We start from the raw sequence: 24,506 nt of genomic DNA, 5'->3' as shown, positions 1-24,506 counted from the left end.
ACCCCGAACTTGGCGCCGGGCGCAACACCTCCCAATTTATTTTTACATCCCCCTCTTTACCGGCCCGCTAAATCGGCCTATAGTCGATTTCATTAATAAATCAGACGGTTTTATTTAAGGAAATCGACGCGATGATTGCCACTTTCGGCGAAGCGCTGGTCGACCTGATCGAACAGCCCGACGGCCGCTTCGCCCCCTGCCTGGGCGGTTCGGTCTGCAATTTCACGGTGGCCCTGGCGCGCCAGGGCGTACCGACCCGCTATCTCAACCCGCTGTCGCGCGATCACTTCGGCGAACGCTTCGACGCCCTGCTGCGCGGCGCCGGCGTGGACCTGCCGGGTCATCCGCGCAGCGCCGGTCCGACCTCGCTGGCCGTGGTCAGCCTCGACGCCTACGGCAGCCCAAGTTACGCCTTCCACCGCGAGGGCGTGGCCGACCGCGACATCGATGCGCGCGCTGCGATCGCCGCTTTCCCGGCGCCGCTCGAACTGCTGCACACCGGTGGCCTGACGCTGGTGCCGGCCGACCTCGATAAAACGCTGGAGATCTGCGCGGCGGCGGCGGCCCGCGGGGCGCTGGTGTCGGTCGACGCGAACATGCGGCCGATGCTCGCCAGCGACCTGGGAGCGTACGGCGCCGGCGTGCGGCGCGCGCTGGACCAGGCCCACGTCGCCAAGGTCAGCGACGAGGATCTCGACGCGCTCGGCATCGGCCGCGGCAGCCTGGACGCCATCGTCGGCGCGCTGTTCCCCGGTTCGGCGCTCGAACTGGTGGTCTACACGCAGGGCCCGCGCGGCGCCGCCTTGCTGACGCGCCGCCACCAAGTGGAACTGGCGGCGCCGGCCGGCTTGCGCGTGGTCGATACGGTCGGCGCCGGCGATTGCTTCCATGCCGGCCTGGTCGCCTGCCTGCTGCGCGCCGGCGCGCTGGCCAGCAGGGAGCAGCTGGCGGCGCTCGAACCGGCCCAGTTGCGCGCCGCGCTGCGCCATGCGATCGCCGCGGCGAGCGTGAACATCATGCGCTCCGGCTGCGATCCCGCCACCTGGCAGGAGACGCTCGATGAAGTTTCCCGGCACGCGAGTGCAGGGCAGTGAAGGTGAAGGAGAGGTGACGACAGTATTTTCCGCGGTATCCCTACAATAATGAGGAGACGACATGAAGCGAAGAAAAGTGACGGCGCTTGCGCTGGCGCTGTGCTGCGGCGCGGCCGCCGCCGGCGAAGACTACGGCCACGACCATCCGGGATTTCACGGCTATTTCCGGATCGGCGCGGGGGCGGGCTCGGCGCACGGCCCGATGAGCTGCTACGGCCTGGGCGGCAACACGATGAAATACCGGCTGGGCAACGAGTGCGACTCGTACGCCGAATTCGGCTATACGCATGAGATGCCGAAGACCGAGGACGGCGTCACCTTCGCCGGCACCATCTGGGTCAACGCCTTCGCCCCGAACTCGAGCTTTTCCGGGCCGGGCTCGGAAGTGAAGCTGGCCAAGGCCTACGTCGAGGCGAAGGGACTCGGCTTCCTCAACGGCGGCGTGGCGTGGATGGGCAAGCGCTTCTACATCCGTCCCGACATCCACATGCTCGACCTGCAGTACATCCACCTGAACGGCACCGGCGCCGGCGTCGACCAGGTCAAGCTGGGACCGGGCCACCTCAGCTACGCCGTGTTCAAGGACAACGACCGCAATACCTTCGACCCGGCGACCGGCGCGCGCACCGGCACCGCCGCGGCGATCCGCCAGAATCTGCTGTACCAGGACCTGCCGGTCAACCAGAACGGCACCATCGACGCGGTCGGCACGTGGATCACCGCGCAGGGCGGGGCGGCCACGCACAACGGCTGGCAGCTGCTGGTGATGCACAAGCAGGACAAGCTGTTCGGCGAGGGCAACAACATCTTCGGCGTGCAGTATGGGGTGGGGCCCGGCACCGGCCGCGGCGCACCGCTCACCGGCGAAGACAGCGCCGGCGGCGACACGATGGGCAAGTCCGGCAGCACCTTGCTGGGCTCGGACGCAAAACGCATGCGCGTGTTCGACGCGCTGTGGAGCCAGCTGACGCGCAACTTCGGCGTCCAGGCGGTGGTGCTGGTCCAGCGCGACAAGTCGGACGCGGGCGGCACGACTACCTGGACCACGCTGGGCGTGCGCCCGGTCTACGCTTTTTCGCGCTACTTCAAACTGCAGGCCGAGCTGGGCACCGACAGGGTCACGTCGGCCACCGGCGGCCCGGCCGCGCGCCTGACCAAGCTGACCATCGCGCCGACGCTGTCGCGCGGGCCCGGCGTGTGGGACCGCCCGGAACTGCGCGCTTTCGTTACCTACGGCAGATGGAACAACGCGGCGACCGCGCTGGTGAACGCGGCCAATAATTCCGGCCCGGTCTACAACAACGGCACCAGCGGCACAACGGTTGGTTTCCAGGTCGAAAGCTGGTGGTAAAGCAGGAAAAAGGCATCCCGGTATGCGCCCAGCATAATTGATAAAACCGCTTGATTTATTAAAAAGGCGGGCGTATATTGGATTCAAGGCGCAAGACGACGTCGCACACAAAAATCATTCGGAGACAATTCAATGAACTTCCAGCACAGCCTCGCCGTAGCGCTGCTCGCTGCGTGCGGCATCGCCGCCGCGGCAGACCAGCCAGTCATCGGCATCATCACCAAGACCGAAACCAATCCTTTCTTCGTCAAGATGAAGGAAGGCGCCCAGCAGCGCGCCCAGCTCAAGGGCGCCAAGCTGCTCACCGGCGCCGGCCGGTCCGACGGCGACAACGCCGGCCAGGTCACCGCCATCGAGAACATGATCGGGGCCGGCGCCAAGGCCATCCTGATCACGCCGAACGACTCAAAGGCGATCGTCCCCGCGATCAAGAAAGCGCGCGCCGCCGGCATCCTGGTCATCGCGCTCGACAGCCCGGCCGATCCGCAAAGCGCCACCGACGCCCTGTACGCCACCGACAATTTCAAGGCGGGCCTGCTGATCGGCCAATATGCAAAGGCTGCGCTGGCCGGCAAGCCGGCAAAGATCGCGATGCTCGATTTGATGCCGGGCCACCCGGTCGGCATCGCGCGCCACAACGGCTTCATTGCCGGCATGGGCGCGCCAGGCGTGACGGCCAAAACCACCGAGCTCGCCAGGACCGCCGAGGTGGTCTGTATGGCCGACAGCCACGGCGACCAGGGCAAGGGCCAGACGGCGATGGAAAACTGCCTGCAAAAAAATCCCGGCATCAATCTGGTCTACACGATAAATGAGCCGGCTGCGGCGGGCGCCTACAAGGCACTGAAGGCCGCCGGCAAAGAGAAGGGCGTGACGATCGTCTCGGTCGACGGCGGCTGCACCGGCGTGCGCGACGTGAAGGCCGGCGTGATTGCCGCGACAGCGCAGCAGTACCCGCTGAACATGGCGGTGCAGGCGGTCGACGCCGGCGTCGAGTACGCGAAGACCGGCAAGAAGGCCAGCGGCTATGTCGACACCGGCGTCACGCTGATCACCGACCGCGCGCAGGCCGGCGTCGAGAGCCGCGACACCGCCTACGGCCTGTCCGCCTGCTGGGGCAAATAGCCTCCCTCCGATTTTCCCGATTTGAAGGATTCATGCCATGAACATCCATTTCAACAAGTCGCACTTCTTCCACGGCCTGGACGCGCTCCGGCCGAAAGGCATCACGCTGCCGAAGGCTGCCTTGCCGCCGGTCTCCAAGCTCGGCCCGGTGTTCGCCCTGCTGGCCGCCTGCATCTTCTTCGCGTTCCAGTCCGACCGCTTCTTCACCGGCCAGAATTTCTCGCTGATCCTGCAGCAGGTCATGGTGGTGGGCATCATCGCGATCGGCCAGACCCTGATCATCCTGACCGCCGGCATCGACCTGTCCTGCGGCATGGCGATGGCGCTCGGCTCGGTGGTGATGACCAAGTTCGCGGTCGATCACGGCATCGATCCCTATCTCGCGATCGTCTGCGGCATTGGCGTCTGCACCCTGGTCGGCTACGTCAACGGCGCGCTGGTCACCGCCGTCAAGCTGCCGGCCTTCATCGTCACGCTCGGCACGATGAACATCGCCTTCGCCATCACCCAGATCTACTCGCATGCCCAGACCGTCACCGGCGTGCCGGATGCGATGGCGTTCTTCGGCAATACCTTCCAGCTTGGCCAGGCCACGTTCACCTACGGCACCGTGCTGATGCTGGCGCTGTACGGGCTGACCTGGCTGTTCCTGCGCGACACGGCGCCCGGCCGCCACCTGTACGCGGTGGGCAATAATCCGGAAGCGGCGCGCCTGACCGGCATCGCCACCAACAAGGTGCTGGTCACGGTCTACGTGGTGGCGGGATTCTTCTACGGCATTGCCGCCTTGCTGTCGGTGGCCCGGATGGGCGTGGGCGACCCGCAAGCCGGCCAGACCGACAACCTCGACAGCATCACCGCGGTGGTGCTCGGCGGCACCAGCCTGTTCGGCGGGCGCGGCTCGATCATGGGCACGCTGGTCGGCGTGCTGATCGTCGGCGTATTCCGCAACGGCCTGACCCTGATGGGCGTGTCGTCGGTGTACCAGGTGCTGGTCACCGGCGTGCTGGTCATCCTCGCCGTCGTTACCGATCAACTGACCCACAAGAAAGGCTGACATCATGAGCCATGCTGAAACCATCTTCCAGGCCCGCGGCCTGGTCAAGCGCTACGGCTGCGTCACCGCGCTCGACGGCACCGATTTCGACCTGCGCGCCGGCGAGATCCTGGCCGTCATCGGCGACAACGGCGCCGGCAAGTCCTCGCTGATCAAGGCGCTGTCGGGCGCCGTGGTGCCCGACGAAGGCGAGATGAAACTCGACGGCCAGGAAGTGCACTTCAAGTCGCCGATCGACGCCCGCAAGCACGGCATCGAAACGGTCTACCAGGACCTGGCGGTGGCGCCGGCGATGACGATTGCCGAAAACCTGTTCCTGGGCCGCGAGATCCTCAAGCCCGGCAGGATCGCCAGGTGGCTGCGCATCATCGACAAGAAGCGCATGCTGACGGAGGCGGCCGCCCACATGCGCGACCTGAAGATCGGCATCCGCTCGATGAACCAGGCGGTCGGCACCTTGTCCGGCGGCCAGCGCCAGGGTGTCGCGGTGGCGCGCAGCACTGCGTTCGCGAAGCACGTGGTGATCCTCGACGAGCCGACCGCCGCGCTGGGCGTCAAGGAAGGCAACATGGTGCTCGAACTGATCCGCAACGTGCGCGACCGCGGCCTGCCGGTGATCCTGATCAGCCACAACATGCCGCACGTGTTCGAGATCGCCGACCGCATCCATATCCAGCGGCTGGGCAAGCGCGTGGCGGTGGTCAACCCGCACAAGATCAGCATGTCCGACACGGTGGCGGTGATGACGGGCGCGAAGAACCCGCAGGACTTGCCGCACGAGGCCCATGCGTAGGCAACTTCTGCCAGGTGAACTAGAATGCGTTCTCCAGCCAGCACATCATCGGACCCGCACCAGACCATGCTAGAAGCAGATTTCGAACCACTGACCGACTCGGGCGACGAGGACGACGCCAAGCTGTTGCGCCCGCGCGGCTCGAACCAGGTCGGCATGAGCCAGTTCAACGAACGCGTAGTGTTGCAGGCCGTGCGGCTGCACGGCAGCATGCCCAAGGCCGACCTGGCGCGCCTGACCAACCTGAGCACGCAGACGGTGTCCCTGATCATCAACCGCCTGCTCGAGGAGGGCCTGGTGCTGAAACTCGAACCGGTGCGCGGCAAGGTTGGGCAGCCGTCGGTGCCGATCGTGCTCAATCCGGACGGCGCGTTCTCGGTCGGCATCAAGATCGGCCGCCGCAGCATGGACGTGCTGCTGCTCGATTTTGTCGGCAAGACGCGCGAACGGTTTTCGCTGGCTTACCCGTTTCCCGATCCCGACACGGTGTTCGCCGCAATCGAACAGCAGCTGCGCCGCATCGACGTGCTGCTCGGGCCGGAGCGCCTGACGCGCCTGCGCGGGGTCGGCATCGCGGCGCCGCTGGCGCTGGGCGGCTGGCAGGACTTGCTGGGCGTGGCGCCCGGCCAGGCCAACCCGTGGAACGAGATCGACATCCGCCAGCGCGTGCAGGCGCTGACCGGCCTGCCGGTGGAATTCGCCAAGGACACGGCCGCCGCCTGCGTGGCCGAACTGGTGGCGGGGCGAGGGCGCAGCATCAAGAGCTACCTGTACGTGTTCATCGACACCTTCATCGGCGGCGCGCTGGTGATCGACAGCCACCTGTACGGCGGCACGCACGGCAACGCCGGTGCGATCGGCTCGGTGCCGCTGGGGCTCGCGGGCGGGCGCGCGGCGCCGCCGCAGTTGCTCAGCGACGCGTCGCTGTTCAACCTCGAACAGCTGTTCGGCACCGCCGGCCTGGATCCGGCGGCGGCCTACGACGACCGGGTGCTGCAGGCGCCGTTCTTGACGCACACCCAGGCCTGGCTGGACGACGCCGCGCGTGCGATCGCGCTGGCAATGACCAGCGCCACCTGCTTCCTCGACCTGGAAGGCGTGATCGTGGACGGCTCGTGCGACCGCAGCCTGCTCGGCAGGCTGCTGGCCGAGGTTGAGGGCATGCTGGGCGCCTACAGCTGGGAAGGCATCACCCGGCCGCAGGTGTACGAGGGCACGATCGGATCGGACGCGAGGGCGATCGGCGGCGCCTTCCTGCCGCTGTACGAACACTTTGCGCCGGACCGCGAACTATTCCTGAAGTCCAACTGAAGCATTTTTCGAACGGAGCATCTCATGGCAGCCAAAAAAATCCTGTTTTTGACGGGCGATTTCGCCGAGGACTACGAAACGATGGTGCCGTTCCAGGCACTGCAGATGGTAGGGCACACGGTGCATGCGGTCTGTCCCGGCAAGAAGGCCGGCGACAAGATCAAGACCGCGATTCACGACTTCGAGGGCGACCAGACCTACACCGAAAAGCCGGGGCACCTGTTTGCGCTGAACGCATCGTTCGATGAAGCCGATGCGGGCCAGTACGACGCGCTGATGATCGCCGGCGGCCGCGCGCCCGAATACCTGCGGCTCAATCCGAAGGTGATCGACCTGGTGAAGGCGTTCGCGTCGGCCGGCAAGCCGATCGCCGCGGTGTGCCACGGCGCGCAGCTGTTGGCGGCGGCCGACGTCATCCGCGGCAAGAAGATCTCCGCGTATCCGGCGTGCTCGCCCGAAGTGCGCATGGCGGGCGGCGAGTATGCCGAGATCGAAGTGACGGATGCGGTCACCGACGGCAATTTCGTCACGGCGCCTGCGTGGCCGGCGCATCCAGCGTGGCTGGCGCAGTTCCTCAAGCTGCTGGGTACCACCGTCTCCCTTTAAAAATAGCCGCATCGGGGGTCTGGTCCTGCGGACCTGACCCCATTTTCATGAGGAATCACATGTCCCGACTCCGGATCGGCCTTGCCGCCAACCGCGCCCACCAGGACCGCCCCGACTCCGCGCTGGTCCGGCTGCTGCGCGAAGGCCGCAGCGCCATCGACACGCTGCAGTCGCATTTCACCGTCGTCGGCCGCACCCTCGACGCGATCCACAGCCACGGATTGCTCGCCGACTACCCATCGATCGAGCGCTTCCCATACGGGCGCGAAGGCGGCCTGATGAAACTGGTCTCGCGCGTGGTCGATCCCGATCCGGAGCGCCTCCTGGACGCCGTGATCTACCTGATCGATCCGGTCGATCCATCCTCCAATTTCCCTGAAGCGCTGGCGCTGAAACGCCAGTGCGTCATTCACGGCAAGCCCTTCCTGTCCACGCTGGCCGGCGCGCGAGAGTGGTTCGAGCTCGAAGCCGTGGCAGCCGGCGCGGCGCCCGATCCGTCGCTGGACGCCTGCTTCGACTTGCCGCGCGAGGGCATCGCGCTGATCGCCCACGACGCCATGAAGTCGAAAATGCTGGAACTGGCCGAGCGCCATTTCGCGCTGCTCGACCAGTTCGGCATGCGCTGCGCAACCGGCACCACCGGCGGCCTGCTGAACGAGCTGGCGATGCGGATCAAGGGCGAAGCAGGGCGTAACTGGGTGCGGCCGTTCCGCAGCGGCCCGCTGGGCGGCGATGCGCAGATCGCGGAGCTGATCCTGGAGAGGCAGTGCCGGCGCGTGCTGTTCCTGGAAGACCCGCACGTCGCGCGCCAGCACGAAGCCGACATCCAGCTCCTCGAGCGCGCAGCGCGCACTGTGACCGATTATGCGTCGTGCAGCAGCGACGAAGGCGGCGTCGAGCGCTGGCTAAGTTTGATGGCTCGGCGCAGTGGGCTTCGCAGTTAAGTGCGGCGTGCGTTGCCGGGGTCTGGTCCTGCGGACCTGACCCCATGTTAGAGGTGTTTGGCAAAATCAAAATGGGGTCAGGTCCGCAGGACCAGACCCCGGTGCGGCAATCTCAGCACCCCTGCGCGTTACACAGAGTCAGGATGTTCCCGGTGGTGAACCGCGCCCCGTTGAAGGTCTGGCCGAAGGCGCCCGTGCACGAGGTGCTGTCGTAGCCATGCACGACCGAGTCCACATGGTTGCCGGTGCGGTAGTCGCGGATCCACGGCCCGCCGCTCGAACCGTAGGTCATCGAGCATCCCGTGTTCAGCACCGAGTTGCCGCCGCAGCTGGCGTTCGGGCTGAAGCTCTCCGACGCGCACAGCTGCAAGGTGTTGGCGCCGCCGATATTGCCCGGATAGCCGAGCGCATGCTGGCTGAGCATGCTGCCATAGTTCCACGAGCGGCCGAGCCAGCCGGTGTAATAGCTCACCCCGTGGCCCGCCTTGTCGTCCTGCAGGGCGATCAGGCACACGTCGGAGCCGACGTCGCCGTTATTGATCCAGCTATTGAGCACCCGCGCCTGCGCCCATTGGAAAACGCCATACGGCGCGCTGCCGCTGTTGTAGGCCGGCGCGAACGACCAGCCGCCGATCCAGTTCTTCGTCGAACGGTCCCAGCAGCAGTGGGCCGCCGTGACGATGATGTTTTTCCCGCTGATGACCGATGCGGAGCAGGTGCCGGCATTCGAGAACAGCTTGCCGATCGAGGGTGGGGTGTTGGAATTGCCAGTTTCCTGGTACTGCGTGAAGATGTTCGCGGTGGCGAAGCATAGCCCGGAAACGCCGGTACACAGGAGAGCTACGACTAAACGAAAGGGCGATTGACGACGAAGTGCGTGCGTGACCATTTCAGACCTCCCTGGAATGCGTATTGTTGGTTATTTTTGGTCGTGCTTCTTCCATTCCTCCGGATAAAGCTTGCGTGCCTCGGCCTCCGCTTTCGGATCGGCCGCGCCGCCCTCGGCCGATTCGGACTTGGCGCTTTCCTGCGCCTTGCGTTCGGCCGCCGTCTGCGCCTTTCGGGTGGGCTTGCCGATGGTCTTGTTCCAATCGAGGGGCTGCGCTTTCATCCGTTCCTCGCGGGTCTGGTAGGACGGTTCCTTCAGCGACTTGGCCGAGTCGGTGCCCCGTTTGATGGTGGTGGTGTCCTTATCCTTGTCTTTGTCCTTGTCCTGGCCGGCGGCGAACACAGCGCCGTGCGCCATGGCGACCCCGGAAGCAAAAACGATGGCCTGCATAACGATCTTCGACATAAGAGCTCCTCTATTGAGTAAACAATATTTCGCCGAGATTTCAGCGTAGTGTGTATTGCAGCAATTTCAATGCTTTTCTCGTAATAGCTATCTGTCAACCGAGTGCGGTATCATCCACGGCATTTCAGATCCTGAACCCATATCGTGATTCTTGCCAAAGCCGAACCCGCCACTGATCTTTCCTCGCACGCGCTCAATCTCGTCGATTGCGGCCTCATCATTGTCGACGCCGACCACCGAATCGTTCTGTGGAACAGCTGGATGGTTTCGCGTTCGGCGCGCGCTGCCGCCCGTGTGGCCGGCGAGTCGCTGTTCGACGTGTTCCCGGAACTGCGCGGTTCGCGGGTCGAGTCCGCGCTGAGCGGCAGGCAGGCCACGCGGATTCCGCAGTCGCAGAGCCGGGCGCCATTCCCGCTGCGCGAGGCGGGCAGTTTCGATGGCGCCCGGATCGACCAGGCGGTGACGGTGTCGCCCTTCGACGATGGCAAGGCGCATTTCTGGATGATCGAGATCCGCGACATCAGCGGCACGCTCGACCGCGAGCGCCAGCTGCTCGACCATGCCGAGGCGCTGCGCGCGCGCTCGTACGTCGACGGCCTGACCGGTATCGCGAACCGGCGCTACTTCGACGTCGCGCTCGACCGCGAGCTGCGCCGCGCCCAGCGCCTTGGCGGCGCGCTGTCGCTGCTGATGATGGATATCGATTCGTTCAAGGCCTACAACGACCACTTCGGGCACCAGCAGGGTGACGGCTGCCTGACGGCGGTGGCGCAGGCGCTGGCGGCGATGCTCAAGCGCCCGGCCGACGTCGCCGCGCGCTACGGCGGGGAGGAATTTGCCGCGATCCTGCCCGATACGACGGCGGAGCAGGCGCGGGTTCACGCCGAGTCGATCCGCGCCCATGTGGCTGCGCTGGGCCTTCCGCACTCGCCGGCGGCCGCGCGCGCGCACGTGACGCTCAGTATCGGCGTGGCGAGCTACGACAAGGAGCGCCTGAATACGGCGGCGGGCCTGATCGAAGCGGCCGACAAGGGACTGTATGCGGCCAAGCGCGCCGGCCGCGACCGGGTCGTGGTCGACGGCGACGCCACTTGACCGTCGTACCTGCGGAGGCAGGTACCCATTCCACGCGTGCTTTAACTCTCCGGCACGCTCAGCATGGGTACCTGCCTCCGCAGGTACGACAAGGGAAAACCAACGATACGCCGGCTAGTACTCGCGCCGGTCCGGCTTGATCTCCTGCAGGATCGTGGTCGCGATCTCTTCGATCGACTTGGTGGTCGATGACAGCCAGCGAATGCCTTCGCGCTTCATCATCAGCTCGGCCTCGTTGACCTCGTAGCGGCAATTCTCAATCGACGCGTATTTACTGCCGGCGCGCCGCTCGTGCCGGATTTCCGACAGCCGCTCCGGCGTGATGCTCAATCCGAAAATCTTGTGGCGGAACGGCGGCAGCGACGACGGCAGCTTGCCGCGCTCGAAATCGTCCGGGATCAAGGGGTAGTTGGCCGCCTTGATCCCGTACTGCATCGCCAGGTACAGGCTGGTCGGCGTCTTGCCGGAGCGCGACACGCCCACCAGGATCACGTCGGCCGACGACAGGTTCTTGTGCGACTGGCCGTCGTCGTGCGCCAGCGAGAAGTTGATCGCCTCGATGCGCGCCTTGTACTCCTGGCTGTCGACGATGTTGTGCGAGCGCCCGATGGTGTGGGTCGACATCACGCCCAGTTCCTGCTCGAGCGGCGCCACGAAGGTCTGGATCAGGTCCATGTGCATGCCGTTGGCGGTGCGGATGATGGTCGACAGGTCGGGCTTGACCAGCGTGGAAAACACGATCGGGCGCTGCTGGTCGAGCGCGAACGTCTCGTTGATCTTGCGTACCGCGTCGCGCGCCTTGTCGGCGGTGTCGATGAACGGCATGCGCACCTGGCGAAAACGCATCTCGAACTGGCTCAGCACCGCGTGGCCGAAGGTTTCGGCGGTGATGCCGGTGCCGTCGGAGACGAAAAACACCGTGTTGGGCGACGGCGGCATGGTAGGGCGCGTTTCAGTGGTCATGGATGATTGAGTGTCAATACGGTAATAGAATCAAGATTGTGATCTGTAAATTGCTCGCCGGCCCATGTAGAATGCTCGGCAACGGATTTGATTGTGCTGCACCCGGCCCAAAATAACAAGAAAACCCGGTCAGCCAGCCTCACGCGAAGATTTCTATCATCAGTAAGGGTGTTTTATCATGACCAACGCAGCAATGAAGGATCCCGGCCAGGCGGTGTACGTCGCCTCGTTCGAGAACTTGCGCATGACCGATGTCGAATCGGTCGGCGGCAAGAACGCTTCCCTCGGGGAGATGATTAGCCAGCTCGCCGAAGCCGGCGTGCGCGTGCCGGGCGGCTTTGCCACCACGGCCGACGCATTCCGCGACTTCCTCAACCACGGCATCGACGGCGGCCCGTCGCTCGGTGACCGCATCGCCACCCGCCTCGAAGGCCTGAACATCGACGACGTGCGCTCGCTCGCCGCCGCCGGCGCCGAGATCCGCCAGTGGATCATCGACACCCCGTTCCAGCCGCGCCTGCAGCAAGAAATCGAAGAGTTCTACGATCGCCTGGTGGCCGGTTCGAGCACCGAGATGTCGTTCGCCGTGCGTTCGTCGGCAACCGCCGAAGACCTGCCCGACGCGTCGTTCGCGGGCCAGCAGGAGACTTTCCTGAACGTGGTCGGCATCGACAACGTGCTCGAAGCGATGAAGCACGTGTTCGCGTCGCTCTACAACGACCGCGCGATCTCCTACCGCGTGCACAAGGGCTTCACCCACGCCGAAGTGGCGCTGTCGGCCGGCGTGCAGCGCATGGTGCGTTCCGACCTCGGCGCGGCCGGCGTGATGTTTACCATCGATACCGAGTCGGGCTTCGAAGACGTGGTGTTCGTCACCTCGAGCTACGGCCTGGGCGAGACGGTGGTGCAGGGCGCCGTCAATCCGGACGAGTTCTACGTCCACAAGCCGATGCTCAAGCTGGGCAAGTCGCCGGTCATCCGCCGCAACATCGGCTCGAAGCTGATCAAGATGGAATTCACCAGCGAGGCGAAAGCCGGCCGCTCGGTCAAGACCGTGGACGTGCCGATCGAGCAGCGCAACCGCTATTCGCTGACCGACGCCGAAGTGGTGGAACTGGCCAAGTACGCCGTCATCATCGAAGACCACTACCAGCGTCCGATGGACATCGAGTGGGGCAAGGACGGCCGCGACGGCAAGCTGTACATCCTGCAGGCGCGTCCCGAAACCGTGAAATCGCAGCAGAAGTCGACCGACGCGCAGCAGCGCTTCAAGCTGAAGGGCAGCGGCACCGTGCTGGCCTCGGGCCGCGCGATCGGCCAGAAGATCGGCGCCGGTCCCGTGCGCGTCATCAGCGATCCGTCCGAGATGGAGCGCGTGCAGCCGGGCGACGTGCTGGTGGCCGACATGACCGACCCGAACTGGGAGCCGGTGATGAAGCGCGCATCGGCGATCGTCACCAACCGCGGCGGGCGCACCTGCCATGCGGCGATCATCGCGCGCGAATTGGGCGTGCCGGCGGTCGTCGGCTGCGGCGACGCGACCGAGATGCTCAAGGACGGCACCATCGTCACCGTGTCCTGCGCCGAAGGCGACGAGGGCAAGATCTACGACGGCCTGATCGAAACCGAAGTGTCGGAAGTGGCGCGCGGCGAACTGCCGGAGATTCCGGTCAAGATCACCATGAACATCGGTAATCCGCAGCTGGCGTTCGACTTCCAGTCGATCCCGAACAAGGGTGTCGGCCTGGCCCGCCTCGAGTTCATCATCAACAACAACATCGGCGTGCACCCGAAGGCCATCCTCGAGTATCCGAACATCGATGCGGACCTGAAGAAGGCGGTCGAATCGGTCGCGCGCGGCCATGCGTCGCCGCGCGCATTCTACGTCGACAAGCTGGCCGAAGGCGTCGCCACCATCGGCGCCGCGTTCTGGCCGAAGCCGGTCATCGTGCGCCTGTCCGACTTCAAGTCGAACGAGTACAAGAAGCTGATCGGCGGTTCGCGCTACGAGCCGGACGAAGAGAACCCGATGCTGGGCTTCCGCGGCGCGGCGCGCTACCTGGCGGCCGACTTTGCCGGCGCCTTCGAAATGGAATGCGCGGCGATGAAGCGCGTGCGTGAAGAGATGGGCCTGACCAACGTCGAGTTGATGGTGCCGTTCGTGCGCACGCTGGGCCAGGCGAAGAAGGTGATCGACCTGCTGGCGGCCAATGGCCTCAAGCGCGGCGAGAACGGCCTGCGCATCGTGATGATGTGCGAAGTGCCGTCGAACGCGATCCTGGCCGACGAGTTCCTCGAATACTTCGACGGTTTCTCGATCGGTTCGAACGACCTGACCCAGCTCACCCTGGGCCTGGACCGCGATTCGGGCATCGCGCTGCTGGCAGCCGATTTCGACGAGCGCGATCCGGCGGTCAAGGCGATGCTGTCGCGCGCGATCCAGGCCTGCCGCAAGCAGGGCAAGTACGTCGGCATCTGCGGCCAGGGGCCGTCGGACCATCCGGACTTCGCGGCCTGGCTGATGGCCGAAGGGATCGAGTCGATGTCGCTCAATCCCGACTCGGTGATCGACACCTGGCAGAAGCTGGCGGCCATCGGCAAGTAAGCACGACGGGGTCTGGTCCTGCGGACCTGCCCCCTCTTGCCTGGCTATACAATTCAGTTGTTGACTCTGTGCGCGAACGCGCTAGACTGACAATATTGGAATGTTTAGCAAAATAGCCATCAAAACTCAACGCATCAACACGCAAACCCTCGTAGCCCGATCCGGGCCACGGGGGTTTTGTTTTTTGACTTTGGGGTCAGGTCCGCCGGACCTGACCCCGCCTTTGCACGGGAAGGAAATCAAATGGCGGACTGGATCAACTGGCTGGTAGCAGCCGGCGTGCTGGTGGTGATGGAGCTGTTCACCGGGACGTTCTATTTGCTGATGATTGCCATCGGCATGGCGTTCGGTGCGCTCGCCGCATACACGGGGCAGGCCGCGCCGATGCAGTTCATCGCGGCGGCGGCGGTTGGCGTGCTGGCCACCGGCCTGCTGCACCGCAGCCGCTTCGGCAAGCCATCACGCGGCAATGCGGCGCGCGATCCGAATGTGAACATCGACATCGGCCAGCGCATCGACGTGCCCGAGTGGCACGGCGGGAAGGCGCGCGTGATGTACCGCGGCGCCTTGTGGGACGTGGAGCTGGGGCAGGGCGCGATCGCCGAAGCGGGCGTTTTCAAGATCGTGGAAATCCAGGGCAGCCGGTTGATCGTCACCGGCGCTTGAAAGATTCTTTCAAATAAAGGCAAAAAATGGAATTTAATTTCGGAACCGTCGCGCTGGTCCTGTTCGTCATTGCGCTGGTGTTCGTGTTCAAGACGATCAACGTGGTGCCGCAGCAGCACGCCTGGGTGGTCGAGCGGCTCGGCAAATACCACGCGACGCTGGCGCCTGGCCTGAACATCGTGATTCCGTTCGTCGACCGCGTCGCCTACAAGCACATCCTGAAGGAGATCCCGCTCGACGTGCCGCCGCAGGTCTGCATCACGCGCGACAACACCCAGCTGCAGGTCGACGGCATCCTGTACTTCCAGATCACCGATGCGATGCGCGCCTCGTACGGCTCGTCGAACTACATCGCCGCGATCACCCAGCTGGCGCAGACCACGCTGCGTTCGGTGATCGGCAAGATGGAGCTGGACAAGACCTTCGAGGAGCGCGACCACATCAACACGACCATCGTCAACGCGATCGACGAGTCGGCCGCGAACTGGGGCGTGAAGGTGCTGCGTTACGAGATCAAGGACCTGACGCCGCCGAAGGAGATCCTGCACGCGATGCAGGCGCAGATCACCGCCGAGCGCGAAAAGCGCGCGCTGATCGCCGCGTCGGAGGGCCGCAAGCAGGAGCAGATCAACATCGCCGACGGCGAACGGGCCGCGGCGATTGCGCGTTCGGAGGGCGACAAGCAGGCGCAGATCAACCGGGCGCAAGGCCAGGCGGCGGCGATCGTCGCGCTGGCCGACGCCAGCGCCACCGCGCTGCGCCAGATCGGCGGCGCCATCAACGAGCCGGGCGGGCACGATGCGGTGAACCTGCGCGTCGCGGAAAAGTACGTCGATGCGTTTTCCAATCTCGCCAAGACCAACAACTCCATCATCGTGCCGACCAACCTGGGCGAGATGAGCGGCATGATCGCCAGCGCGATGCAGATCGTGAAAGCGCAGAAGTGACCGTGCGGGTGGTGGTGATCACCGGCGCCTCGGACGGTATCGGCGCCGAGATGGCGCGCCGGATCGCGGCGAAGCAGGGCGGCGGCGTGGCGCTGGTGCTGGCCGCGCGCAGCCGCGAGGCGCTCGAATCGGTGGCCGGCGCCTGCGACGCGCTGGGCGCGCAGACCTTGGTGTGTCCCACCGACGTTGGCGTGCAAGCCCAGTGCGTCGCGCTGATCGATGCGGCGGTGGCGAAGTTCGGACGCATCGATGTGCTGGTCAACAACGCCGGGCGCTCGGCGCAGGCGCTGTTCGAGGATGTGGCGGACCTGGGCTGGTACGAGGAACTCATGCGCATCAACCTGTGGGGCAGCGTGTGGTGCACGCACGCGGCGCTGCCGCACCTGAAGGCGTCGCGCGGCAGCATCGTCGCGGTGTCGTCGCTGGCCGGCCTCGTGGGCGTGCCGGGCCGGACGGCGTATGCGGCGACCAAGTTCGCGATGACGGGATTTTTCGAAGCGTTGCGGATCGAGCTCAATGGCGCCGGCGTCAGCGTGACGACGGCCTACCCCGGCGTGGTGGCGACAAAGATCCGGCATCGCGGCTTCAACGCCGCGGGTCAGCAGGCCGGCAGCAGCGGTCTGAAAGAAGATGGTGCGATGACGGTGGAGGAATGCGCGCGGCTGATCGTCGATGGCATGAATGCGCGCAAGCGCGACGTGGTGATGACGCTGCAGGGCAAGGCTGGACGCTTCCTCAAGCTGGTGGCGCCAGGCCTGGTCGATAAACTAGCACTCGCCGCGGTAAAGGACGACGTGCGGCCGCACTGAATGGCGGCCGCTCGCTCACGCGCCGACGGGAGCCTATACTGAGCGTGAGTGAAGTGGCAGCGATGGCTAACAGCGGACAACGAGGAGCGATCAAGCCGTTCGGCACCGGCCGGGCCGTGCTTTGGCGCGGGGGCATGATCTGGATCGGCACCGCGGGCGAGCCAACGGATTTTCATGCCCACCACGCGATCCAGCTCGCGCTTGCGCTGTCCGGTGGAGAAGTGCGGTTCCGACGCCCCGGAGACGATTGGACGGCATACAAGGCCGCCATCGTCGGCGCGCATCAGCCCCATGCTTTCGAGGCCCGCGATGAACTGGTCGCCCTCATACTGGTCGAGCCAGAGTCGACTGAAGGACAGGCAATTGGGCAGCTCTACAGTGAAGGTATCGCCTCGCTGCCCGCCGATGCATTTGCACCGGAATCGGCAGCGCTTGCGGCCGCATTCAATGACGGCGCCTCCGACGCGGAACTGATCGCCTGCGCGCGCGCGGTGATTTCAGCACTGGGTTCGGTGCATCCATCGCCCGCCAGGCCGCTCGATCGGCGCATCGAGCGCGCGATAGCGATACTGCGCGAGCGCCCCGGCGACGCGATCACCATGGCGGAAATCGCCGAAGCGGTGTTCCTTTCCCCCGAACGTTTTCGCCACCTGTTCCTTCAGGAGACCGGGATCCGGTTCCGCCCCTACGTACTCTGGCTGCGCCTCGAACTCGCCGTCGCCTGCTCCGCGGCCGGGAACAGCCTGACCGACGCTGCCCATGCGGGCGGTTTTGCCGACTCCGCCCATTTCTCACGGACCTTCAAACGCATGTTCGGGATTGCGCCGGTGAGCGTCCGGCGCGAATAGCCGTTTCGTTCAAGCGGCAGCCATGGCGCGCTTTTACACTGGCATCTCACTTAACCCTTCAAGGAGATTGTCATGAACACCGCTTCCCCACACACCTGCAAATGCGTCGCATGCGCCGGCGCCGGCTGCCGCTGCGGTTGCCAAAAGCCCGATCAGCAAAAGGCCTGCGCTTGCGGCCCGCATTGCCGCTGCGGATCGCAGTGCGCTTGCGCCAAGGGCTAATCCGAAAAGGGTCAGGTCCCGATGGACCTGACCCCGGTATTGACACTGGTTTAAGCATTATTAAAGTATCATGCAATACGATCTAGTCATACCAATCCTCTCCGGAGTCAAAAAAATGAAAAGCTGGGTGCGTGCCAACAAGGGTTTCCTGATGTTCCTGGTCCTGTTCGGGATCTTCCGCACCGCAGTCGCCGACTGGAACCCGATTCCCTCCGGCTCGATGCATCCCAACCTGCTCGAAGGCGATGTGGTGTTCGTCAACCGCCTCGCGTTCGACCTGAAGGTGCCGCTGACCGATATCGTGGTGACGAAGCTGGGCGACCCGCAGCGCGGCGACATCGTCACGTTCTCGTCGCCGAAGGACGGCACGCGGCTGATAAAGCGCGTCATCGCGCTGCCGGGCGATGTGGTCGAAATGCGCGACGAGCGCCTGGTCATCAACGGCCAGCCCGCCAACTATTCGCTGGAGAAGCCGGCCACCGAGCGGCTGGCGAACGGCGCCACCATCGATGCGCTGGAGATGACCGAGACGACAGGCGCCGGCCAGCGCCGCATCCAGGTGCTGCCGCAGATCGCCGCGCTGCGCAATTTTGCGCCGGTGACGATTCCGCCGGATCAGTTCCTGATGCTGGGCGATAACCGCGACAACAGCGCCGACTCGCGCGTCATCGGCCTGGTGCCGCGCGGCTTGCTGATTGGCCGCGCGGTGCGCGTGCTGGTGTCGGCCGACATGAACGGCAACTGGATGCCGCGCACCGAGCGCTTCGGGATGTCGCTGGCCCGATGAACCCTGAAGACGAGCCGCCTCAGGTAAGTGCACCGGCGGGGTCTGGTCCTGCGGACCTGACCCCATGTTGAGTTGGTGGCGGAATGAAAAAGGGGTCAGGTCCGCGGGACCAGACCCCGATTCTGCCAGCCGCGCCAATTTTCGCATTCAGACGGCAAATCCCGATTGGCGGTAGAATCCTGCCCCTCGGTTGTTCGCACGTGCGGCGCCATATCTTTGTAAAGGCGCATCACATGCAGCGAATGTTGACCGTAATTCTGGCTTTTATCGGCATGGTGGGCGCGCTCGCGATCGACACCTACCTGCCGTCGATTCCCGCCATCGGCCGCGAATTCAACGTCGGCCCGGTCGCGGTCCAGCAGACCCTAAGTATCTTCCTGTTCTGTTTCGCCTTCATGATGCTGTTCTACGGGACGCTGTCCGATTCCTTCGGGCGCCGCCCGGTGATCATGATCGCGCTGGTCTGCTACACGCTTGCCTCGCTCGGCGCCGCGTTCGCGCCCAGCTTCGGCTGGCTGCTGGTGTGCCGCGCGCTGCAGGGCCTGTCGGCGGGCGCCGGCTCGGTGATCGGCGCGGCCATCGTGCAGGACCGCTTCTCCGGCGCGCAGGCGCAGAAGATGATGGCGCATATCATGATGGTGTTCGGCCTGGCGCCGGCGCTCGCGCCTATCCTGGGCGGCTGGCTGCACGTGCACTTCGGCTGGCGTTCGACCTTCTACTTCCTCACCGGCTTCGGCGCGCTGATGTTCGTGCTGGCCTGGCGCGCGCTGCCCGAGAGCCTGCCGAAGGAGCAGCGCCACGCCTTCCATCCGGTGGCGATCGCCGCAAACTACGTCAAGGTGCTGAGCAACCCGCGCTTCGTGCTGCTGTCGCTGACGGTCGGCCTGGCCTTCGGCGGACTGTCGTTGTACATCGGGTCGGCCGCCAACTTTGTGATGGAGATCCTGCACCTGCCGGAGACGGCGTTCGGCTGGATGTTCATCCCGCTGATCAGCGGCATGGTGATCGGCTCGGCATGGAGCGGCAAGTACGCGGCTAAGATCCCGCCGGTGCGCATGAAGTGGATCGGTTTTACCATCATGCTGGCCGGCGCGGGCATCGGCGTGGTGTACAACCTGCTGTTCGTGGCCGAGGTGCCGTGGGCGGTGCTGCCGCTGATGGTCTTCACCTTCGGCCTCGCGGTGGCGATGCCGGCGATCCAGATGAGCGCGTTCGAGCTGTTTCCCGACAACCGGGGGCTGTCGTCGTCGATGCTGTCGTTTATCCAGATGATCGCGTTCGCGCTGGTGTCGGGACTGGTGGCGCCGCTGTTATTCGGCAGCGCGCTCAAGCTGGCGTGCGGGATGCTGGCGGGGTTGGTGCTGGCGTTCGTGTGCTGGCGGATCAGCGCGTCGAAACGGTTCGCGGCTTAAGCAAACAAGATGGGGACTCGGCGTCCCCGTCGTTCCGCAGGACCAGACCCCGATGCGCATCAGCGGGCGTGGGTTTTCATGGCTGCGGCCACTTCGCGCTTGCCATCGCGTTCCTTTTCGGTGGCACGCTTGTCGTGCTGCTTCTTGCCTTTGGCGAGGCCGATCTCGCATTTCACGCGCCCGCCCTTGTAGTGCAGGTTCAGCGGCACCAGCGTGAAGCCGGCGCGCTCGACCTTGCCGATCAGCTTGTCGACCTCGGCGCGGTGCAGCAGCAGCTTGCGGGTGCGCACGGCGTCCGGATGGGTGAACGAGGACGCGGTCGCCAGCGCGCTGATGTGGGCGCCGAACAGGAACAGCTCGTCGCCGCGCACGACCACGTACGCTTCCTTGATCTGGACCCGCGATTCCCGGATCGCCTTCACTTCCCATCCCTCGAGCACGATTCCCGCCTCGTAGCGGTCTTCGATGAAATAGTCGTGGAAGGCTTTTCTGTTGTCAACAATACTCATGAATTCGTTTGGTCGGTTAAACTACTGATGCAAATACCCCAACATCATAGCAAATGGCAGACTCATGGCAGTAGTGCACAAGACAGTATTTCTCAGTTATAGCGCCGAGCAGATGTTCGACCTGGTCGCCAACGTCGAAGATTATCCGAAATTCCTGCCCTGGTGCGGCGGCGTGAAGGTGCTCGAAAAGAGCGAGAACAAGCTGGTAGCGAGCGTCGGCATCAATTTCCACGGCGTCAAGCAGAGCTTCACCACCTCCAACACCAACACCCGGCCGACCCAGATGACGATGAAGCTGGTCGACGGCCCGTTCAAGGTGATGGACGGCGTGTGGAGCTTCAAGGCGCTGCGCGCAGACGCCTGCAAGGTCGAGTTCGACCTGAAATACGAGTTTTCCAGCATCATCCTCGAGCAGCTGATCGGGCCGGTGTTCGGCATGATCGCCAACAGCATGGTCGATTCCTTCTGCAAGCGCGCCGAGACCGTCTATGGCTGACATGCTGCACGTATCGCTCTGTTACGCCACGCCGGAAATGGAACTGCTGCGCGAATTCGACGTCGCGCCCGGCACCACCATCGAAGCGGCGCTTGCCGCCAGCGGCGTATTGGTCGAGCTTGGCATCGACCTGGCGACGACCCCGGTCGGCATCTACGGCAAGAAGAAGCCGCTCGACACGGTGCTGCGCGAGCGCGACCGCATCGAGCTGTACCGGCCGCTGGTGGCCGACCCCAAGGATTCGCGGCGTCGGAGGGCGTCGCACAAGAAAGACGCCGCCGGCTGATCGACGCTTGCAGCCTCTTAGTGCTGATAGATCCCGGCGTTGTTGCCTTGGCCGGCCTGGGTCAGGCTGGCGACAAAATTATTCCCAACCTGATTGATGGAGGCCGTGTTCCACCCCGCCTGCGTGAGGGAGGCCTGGTTGCTGTTGCCGGTCTGCGTAATCAGCGAGAAATTCCCGGTGAGCGTCTGCGACAGCGTCGCCAGGTTGTTGTCACCGGTTTGTACGATCTCGCTGGACTGGGTAAAGACGCCGGACTGGAAGGTCGTCGCGGTATTGCCGGTTCCGGCCTGCTGGATCGTAATGCGGGCGTCCCCCACCAGGCTGCTGGTGACGGTGTTCAACTCGCCAGCCTGGTTGATTTCGACCGAGCCCATCGTCCGATTCTGGTCGAGGGTGACCGCGTTCAGCGAACCGGATTGCGCGACAGACGCGTGGCCGGGCCCCGCATGATTGTATTGCCGCACGCTCATGAAGTTGTCCGAACCGTTCTGGCTTCCCAGGATGCCAATATCGCCCACGCCCGTTTGTTCGAAAGCGGCGAGGTTGTTGACGCCTTCCTGGCGCAACAAGCCATAGGTCGTGAGGACATCGGTCTGAACGACGGCGGCACTATTGTTGTTGCCGATCTGTTTGATTTCCCCATGATTAATTTGAAAGTGCATCCCGTCCTGCACGATGCTGGCGGTGTTTTCGTTGCCAGACTGGTTAATCTCGGCGGTATTGAGCGAGTGGCGGACGTTGCGCTGGAGGATGCCCGGGGTTTGCGCCAGCGGATCGCCCGCATGATTGTTGTTGCCGGCCTGGATGATCGTCGCGCTGGTGGGGAAGGTCGGGTCGATCAGGGTCTGTTCGGCATACGCGGTGTTGCCGGTTCCTGTTTGCGAGGTCGTGGCCGTTGGGCCGGCCGCCGCGACGTTGAAGGCGGTCGCGAGGATCGCGGCGAGTCCTGTTGCCGAGAGTGCAGCTTTCATGGGAGAACTCCTAGAGATGAGCAGGGGCGGGGTAGGGCGATTCAGCGGCCCCGGAAACTGAATGGTGGAAATCGACGGGCGGCGAGGCCTGTCGGCATTTAAGACAAGAAACGCCGTTCGACACGGTGCTGCGCGAGTGCGACGGCATCGTGCTGGATCGGCCGCTGGTGGCCGGCCCCGAGGATTGGCGGCGCCGGCGCGCGTCGCACAAGAAAGACGCCGCCGGCTGACGGCGCCTAGTGCTGGTACACGCCGGCACTGTTGCCCGCGCCGCCTTGCACAATGTTGGCGCTAAAGCCATTCCCGTACTGCCTGATGAAGGCCGTATTCGGGTCGCCCGGACCGACGTAGGTTTGCACCACCGTGCCGAAATTATCGTTGCCGAGCTGCCCGATCGACGCGCCATTGGGGCCATCCTGCAACAGGCTGGCGAAGTTATTCGCTCCGGTTTGGCGGATCTCCGCCATCGCGGCGCCGAAGACCCTGCTGCCGATCTGCTGGATCATGGCGACGTTGCCGGTCCCATCCTGATAAATTGCGTTGCTGTTACCCTCGCCAGTGCGCACAACACTGTCGGCGATGTTCATGCTGCCTAGCTGTTCGATCAGCGCGGCGCTGCCAAGCACGTGCTCGAGCTCGACCGTGGCCGAGTTGCCGGAACCGGTTTGCGTGACCGACGGACCGTTGTGGGTTGCGTCGTCCTGCAAAACCGACAGCTTGTTGTCAGAACCATTCTGGACCGCGCCGAAGCGCGAGTCGGCCACGAACCGCTGTTCGATCCTGGCCAGGTTGTTGGTGCCTTCCTGGTAGATCGTCCCATCGCTCCAGGTCTGGATCGTCTGCATGAGACTGGCCGTGTTGCCGGCGCCGCGCTGCTCGATGATCGCGTTGACCGTAAAGGCGGCGCCGTCCTGCACGATGTTGGCGGTGTTTTGGTCGCCCTGCTGGAAAATCCTGGCGTTGGCCGCCTCGAAGCGCTCACGCTGAAGAATCCCCGGAGTGTGGCTGACCGGATCGCCGGCATGGTTGTTATTGCCGATCTGTATGGTCGTGGCGGCGGTCAGGCTGCCCGGATACCGTGTTCCTTGCTGTTCCGTATAAGCGCCGTTACCGCTGCCTTGCTGGGTGATCGACACTTGCGCAGTGGCGACGTTGCAGGCGAGTAGGGCGGAAAGTGCAATTGCCGTGAGTGTGGTTTTCATCCTATGTCCCCGGTGAGTGTGGGATCGCCGCTTGCCGTTGCCGCATCGGGCATGAGCGCCAGTTCGAGGTGGCGCCAAGGTCTCGCGGCGCCGGCGGGTGCCGCATCAGGCCTGCCCGCCGGCTGACCCCGCTTAATGCTGGTAGATGCCGGCGCTGTTGGCCGCGCCGCTTTGCACGATGTTGGCGCTAAAGCCATTCCCGCATTGCCGGATGAAGGCCGTATTCGGGTCGCCCGGGCCGACGTAGGTTTGCACCACCGTGCCGAAATTATCGTTGCCGAACTGCTTGATCAAGGCATCGTTCGCGCCATCCTGCAACACGCTGGCGAAGTTGTTGTCGCCGATCTGGTGGATCGCCGAGCGGTCGAGAATCGTCGTGTTGCCGAAGGCTAGCCCACCGATCTGGTGGTTCAGCGCAGTGTTGCCGTTGCCATTCTGATGAATCGAGTTCTCGGTGCTGTCGCCATCGCGCACGAAGCTGTCGACGGTATTGTTGTTGCCGACCTGTTCGATCTGGGAACTGCTGCCGAGCAAGCGCGCCACGTCGAGCGTGACGGAATTGCCGTCACCGGTCTGCGTGACCGACGGGTAGTTGAACGTTGACTCCATCTGCCGCACCGACATCTTGTTGTCCGAACCGGTCTGGATGGCACTGAAGCCGGAGTCGCCCACACTCTGTTCCAGCCTGGCCAGATTGTTGCTGCCGTTCTGGTAGATCGACCCATCGCTCCAGGTCTGGACCGTCTGCGTGATACTGGCCGTGTTGCCTGCGCCGCGCTGCTCGATCGTCGCGTTGACCGTAAAGGCGACGCCGTCCTGCACGATGTTGGCGTTGTTCGCGTCACCCTCCTGGTAGATCCTGGCGTTGGCCGCCTCGAAGCGCTGGCGCTGAAAAATCCCCGGGGTGTGGGTGAGCGGATCGCCGGCATGGTTGTTATTGCCGATCTGTATCGTCGTTGCCTTGGGTGTGAGGAATGGCGCTGTCAGTCCATCCTGTTCCGTGTAGGCGCCGTTGCCGCTGCCTTGCTGGGTGATCGTCACTTGCGCGCTGGCGAGGTTGCAGGCCAGTAGCGCGCCAAGTGCAATTGCCGAGAGTGTGGTTTTCATCTGTTG

The 24,506-nt window shown here is 64.5% G+C and carries 25 protein-coding genes; 18 read left to right on the top strand and 7 right to left on the bottom strand.

The annotated features are described in order from the left end of the window. Positions 1-131: 131 nt before the first annotated feature. The 8 genes from Q4S45_RS10060 (at position 132) to Q4S45_RS10025 (ending at position 8,281) form a co-directional block, all read left to right on the top strand. Positions 132-1,094 (top strand): PfkB family carbohydrate kinase, encoded by a 963-nt coding sequence (locus tag Q4S45_RS10060; protein ID WP_305511495.1) that lies wholly within the window; start codon positions 132-134, stop codon positions 1,092-1,094. 61 nt (positions 1,095-1,155) lie between these two features. Continuing rightward, on the top strand, positions 1,156-2,445 hold the full coding sequence (locus tag Q4S45_RS10055) for a carbohydrate porin (RefSeq protein WP_305511493.1): 1,290 nt from the start codon (positions 1,156-1,158) through the stop codon (positions 2,443-2,445). A 132-nt stretch (positions 2,446-2,577) separates the two neighbouring features. Continuing rightward, on the top strand, positions 2,578-3,570 hold the full coding sequence (locus Q4S45_RS10050; protein ID WP_305511491.1) for a sugar ABC transporter substrate-binding protein: 993 nt from the start codon (positions 2,578-2,580) through the stop codon (positions 3,568-3,570). Positions 3,571-3,607: 37 nt separating this feature from the next. Continuing rightward, positions 3,608-4,627, top strand: a complete 1,020-nt coding sequence (locus Q4S45_RS10045; protein WP_305511489.1) for an ABC transporter permease — start codon at positions 3,608-3,610, stop codon at positions 4,625-4,627. Positions 4,628-4,631: 4 nt separating this feature from the next. Next, positions 4,632-5,420: an ATP-binding cassette domain-containing protein gene (locus Q4S45_RS10040; RefSeq protein ID WP_305511487.1), complete on the top strand. Its 789-nt coding sequence runs from the start codon at positions 4,632-4,634 to the stop codon at positions 5,418-5,420. 66 nt (positions 5,421-5,486) lie between these two features. Further along, positions 5,487-6,731, top strand: a complete 1,245-nt coding sequence (locus Q4S45_RS10035; RefSeq protein WP_305511485.1) for an ROK family transcriptional regulator — start codon at positions 5,487-5,489, stop codon at positions 6,729-6,731. Positions 6,732-6,755: 24 nt separating this feature from the next. Continuing rightward, entirely contained in the window at positions 6,756-7,337 is a 582-nt protein-coding gene (locus Q4S45_RS10030) for a DJ-1/PfpI family protein (RefSeq protein WP_305511483.1), read from the top strand. Between the two features lie 59 nt (positions 7,338-7,396). Further along, entirely contained in the window at positions 7,397-8,281 is an 885-nt protein-coding gene (locus Q4S45_RS10025) for a methylglyoxal synthase (protein ID WP_374046090.1), read from the top strand. A 112-nt stretch (positions 8,282-8,393) separates the two neighbouring features. Here Q4S45_RS10025 and Q4S45_RS10020 read toward each other — a convergent pair whose 3' ends face one another. Together Q4S45_RS10020 and Q4S45_RS10015 are read right to left on the bottom strand one after the other, a co-directional pair. After that, positions 8,394-9,170: a serine protease gene (locus Q4S45_RS10020; RefSeq protein WP_305511479.1), complete on the bottom strand. Its 777-nt coding sequence runs from the start codon at positions 9,168-9,170 to the stop codon at positions 8,394-8,396. Between the two features lie 30 nt (positions 9,171-9,200). After that, entirely contained in the window at positions 9,201-9,575 is a 375-nt protein-coding gene (locus Q4S45_RS10015; RefSeq protein ID WP_305511478.1) for a hypothetical protein, read from the bottom strand. 144 nt (positions 9,576-9,719) lie between these two features. Between Q4S45_RS10015 and Q4S45_RS10010 the strand changes: the two genes are divergently transcribed. Further along, positions 9,720-10,670: a GGDEF domain-containing protein gene (locus tag Q4S45_RS10010; protein WP_305511476.1), complete on the top strand. Its 951-nt coding sequence runs from the start codon at positions 9,720-9,722 to the stop codon at positions 10,668-10,670. A gap of 114 nt (positions 10,671-10,784) precedes the next feature. On the opposite strand, the gene Q4S45_RS10005 is transcribed toward Q4S45_RS10010, so the two are convergent. Further along, positions 10,785-11,633: a pyruvate, water dikinase regulatory protein gene (locus tag Q4S45_RS10005; RefSeq protein WP_305511474.1), complete on the bottom strand. Its 849-nt coding sequence runs from the start codon at positions 11,631-11,633 to the stop codon at positions 10,785-10,787. A gap of 244 nt (positions 11,634-11,877) precedes the next feature. Between Q4S45_RS10005 and ppsA the strand changes: the two genes are divergently transcribed. From ppsA to Q4S45_RS09970, 7 genes are all read left to right on the top strand, one after another. Next, complete coding sequence (gene ppsA, locus Q4S45_RS10000; RefSeq protein WP_305512083.1) at positions 11,878-14,238, top strand: phosphoenolpyruvate synthase; 2,361 nt, start codon at positions 11,878-11,880, stop codon at positions 14,236-14,238. A gap of 243 nt (positions 14,239-14,481) precedes the next feature. After that, on the top strand, positions 14,482-14,904 hold the full coding sequence (locus tag Q4S45_RS09995) for an NfeD family protein (protein WP_305511472.1): 423 nt from the start codon (positions 14,482-14,484) through the stop codon (positions 14,902-14,904). Positions 14,905-14,930: 26 nt separating this feature from the next. Then, entirely contained in the window at positions 14,931-15,851 is a 921-nt protein-coding gene (locus Q4S45_RS09990; RefSeq protein ID WP_305511470.1) for an SPFH domain-containing protein, read from the top strand. Positions 15,852-15,853: 2 nt separating this feature from the next. Further along, positions 15,854-16,660, top strand: a complete 807-nt coding sequence (locus Q4S45_RS09985) for an SDR family oxidoreductase (RefSeq protein WP_305512082.1) — start codon at positions 15,854-15,856, stop codon at positions 16,658-16,660. A 44-nt stretch (positions 16,661-16,704) separates the two neighbouring features. Next, a complete protein-coding gene (locus Q4S45_RS09980) occupies positions 16,705-17,508 on the top strand; it encodes an AraC family transcriptional regulator (RefSeq protein ID WP_305511468.1) in 804 nt (267 codons plus the stop codon). Positions 17,509-17,845: 337 nt separating this feature from the next. Then, entirely contained in the window at positions 17,846-18,517 is a 672-nt protein-coding gene (gene lepB, locus Q4S45_RS09975) for a signal peptidase I (RefSeq protein ID WP_305511466.1), read from the top strand. A gap of 233 nt (positions 18,518-18,750) precedes the next feature. Next, positions 18,751-19,929, top strand: coding sequence for a multidrug effflux MFS transporter (locus Q4S45_RS09970; RefSeq protein WP_305511465.1), 1,179 nt, complete (start codon positions 18,751-18,753; stop codon positions 19,927-19,929). 59 nt (positions 19,930-19,988) lie between these two features. Here the strand turns inward: Q4S45_RS09970 and smpB are convergent, their stop codons facing one another. Then, positions 19,989-20,438, bottom strand: coding sequence for an SsrA-binding protein SmpB (gene smpB, locus Q4S45_RS09965; protein WP_305511463.1), 450 nt, complete (start codon positions 20,436-20,438; stop codon positions 19,989-19,991). A 64-nt stretch (positions 20,439-20,502) separates the two neighbouring features. On the opposite strand from smpB, the gene Q4S45_RS09960 reads away from it, so the two are divergent. Beyond that, positions 20,503-20,934 carry a type II toxin-antitoxin system RatA family toxin gene (locus Q4S45_RS09960; RefSeq protein WP_305511462.1) on the top strand — a complete coding sequence of 144 codons (432 nt, stop codon included), beginning with the start codon at positions 20,503-20,505 and terminating at the stop codon, positions 20,932-20,934. Beyond that, the gene (locus tag Q4S45_RS09955; protein ID WP_305511460.1) at positions 20,927-21,220 is read left to right on the top strand and encodes an RnfH family protein; all 294 of its coding nucleotides are present in this window, start codon (positions 20,927-20,929) and stop codon (positions 21,218-21,220) included. Before Q4S45_RS09960 ends, Q4S45_RS09955 begins: the two co-directional genes overlap by 8 nt. Positions 21,221-21,237: 17 nt before the next feature. Here the strand turns inward: Q4S45_RS09955 and Q4S45_RS09950 are convergent, their stop codons facing one another. The 3 genes from Q4S45_RS09950 to Q4S45_RS09940 form a co-directional block, all read right to left on the bottom strand. Further along, positions 21,238-22,191: a hypothetical protein gene (locus Q4S45_RS09950; protein WP_305511458.1), complete on the bottom strand. Its 954-nt coding sequence runs from the start codon at positions 22,189-22,191 to the stop codon at positions 21,238-21,240. 236 nt (positions 22,192-22,427) lie between these two features. Continuing rightward, positions 22,428-23,393 (bottom strand): hypothetical protein, encoded by a 966-nt coding sequence (locus Q4S45_RS09945; RefSeq protein ID WP_305511456.1) that lies wholly within the window; start codon positions 23,391-23,393, stop codon positions 22,428-22,430. 132 nt (positions 23,394-23,525) lie between these two features. Beyond that, a complete protein-coding gene (locus Q4S45_RS09940) occupies positions 23,526-24,500 on the bottom strand; it encodes a hypothetical protein (protein ID WP_305511454.1) in 975 nt (324 codons plus the stop codon). Positions 24,501-24,506: the final 6 nt, after the last annotated feature.

Source organism: Massilia sp. R2A-15 (assembly GCF_030704305.1).
Lineage (GTDB): Bacteria > Pseudomonadota > Gammaproteobacteria > Burkholderiales > Burkholderiaceae_D > JAFCUW01.
Note: the sequence above shows the minus strand (reverse complement) of the source record. Positions and strands in the feature narration are given on the sequence as shown.